The 1,512-nt window shown below is 67.3% G+C and carries 1 protein-coding gene; it reads right to left on the minus strand.

Annotated features, from left to right (window positions below):
• Window positions 1-35: 35 nt before the first annotated feature.
• Window positions 36-1,388 carry an IS4 family transposase gene (locus AB0I11_RS34370; RefSeq protein WP_357330111.1) on the minus strand — a complete coding sequence of 451 codons (1,353 nt, stop codon included), beginning with the start codon at window positions 1,386-1,388 and terminating at the stop codon, window positions 36-38.
• Between the last annotated feature and the right edge of the window lie 124 nt (window positions 1,389-1,512).

The raw sequence follows: 1,512 nt of genomic DNA on the forward strand, positions 1-1,512 counted from the left end.
GGCAACGCCGTTCAGTTAGGTCGGTGGCTCGCTTGTCAAGGTTCGTTGGTGATGACGTCGATGTTGGTGGTGGCTTTGTAGGTGCGGCGGTCGATGTTCGGTCCGCGGGCCTGGTATTTGGAGTTCGAGCGTTTGATCATCCGGGTTTTGGTGCGGATGCGGCGCTCGGGTAGCAGGTTCGCCAGGACGCGTTCGCCGATGGCGCCGACCAAGTCGATGACGGTGTCGGCGATGACGCCGGCGGCCAGGGTGATCTGGTCGCGGGCGGCGTTGAGGGCGGTGCTGAAGCTGGCCCGGTCCGGGTCGAGGCCGGGTCGGCTGTCGGTGGCGTCGGCCATCGCGGTGCGTAGCACCTGGTAGGTGATGAGCAGGGCGTGGATTTCCTGGTCGATGCCGTCGGGGGTGCGGGCTCGCAGGACTCGTCCGCCGAGGATGCTGGATTTGAGTTCGAGGTAGGCGGTCTCGATCTCCCAGCGCTGGTGGTAGAGCCGGGCGAGGTCGCCTGCCGGGTGGCGGCGGACGTCGAGGAGGGTGGTGATCAGCCGGTAGTCGCCGGTGTGGCTGCCGCCGCTGGTGGTGATGCTGATCCGGGCATCGACAACGCGGACCCGTAGGCCGCTGACGGCGGAGAGCCAGGATCCGTCCGGGTAGCGGCAGAGCACAGGTAGTTTGCGGCTGCTTTTGCAGCGGATCAGCAGGTCGGCCCCGGTCGCGGCGATCCTGGTGATCAGGTCGGCGCTGGCGTAGTTGCGGTCGCCCAGCAACAGCATCCCGGACCGCAGACTGCGGGCCAGATGTTCAGCTTGGGCGATCTCGCCGGTGCTGAGTGGGTCGAACACCGCGTCGAGCACCGAACGGGTGCCGCAGGCCAGCAGTGCGCTCAGCCGCAGCGTGGGATAGCCGGAACCGCCATTGTTGCCCCGTTGCTTGCCGTAGCGGCGCAGGTTGGCCGGCGAGTCTGCGACGGTGAGTACGGTGCCGTCGATGACGACCGGCATCAGGCCCCGCCACCACACCGTGGCAGCACTGGTAGCCGCCGGACCGCGGAGCAGTTCGAACAAGGCCCGCATGGGTGCCGGGCCCAGCCGCTGCCGGGCCTGGCGCAGGGCGCTGCCCGACGGCTCGGGCACCGGCAGCGGATGCAGACCGGCGACGAGTTTCGACCACACCTGCCGGTAGCCGAGATCGGCGAACAGGCAGCCCGCGATCAGCAGATAGACCACGACCCGGGCGGGCAGCAGCCGGATCCGCTGCTGCGTACGTCGGGTCGCAGTCAGAACCTCATCGATCATCTCGAACGGCAACAGCCGGGTCAGCTCACCGAGGTGACCCGCCGCGAACGGCCCCGCCGCTACCGTGACCGTCCGGGTTATGGCAATCTGATCCACCAAGCGGAGTTCCTGGTTCTGGGTTGTCTTGGAGTGACAAACCTTGATACCGGAACTCCGCTTCCCGCTCTCTGATCAACACACCCCTTGACCGGCCTCGCCCACGCCTAACTGAACGGCGTTG

Origin of the sequence: Micromonospora sp. NPDC050495 (assembly GCF_040655175.1) — a bacterium.
In the GTDB taxonomy this organism is placed as follows: domain Bacteria; phylum Actinomycetota; class Actinomycetes; order Mycobacteriales; family Micromonosporaceae; genus Micromonospora.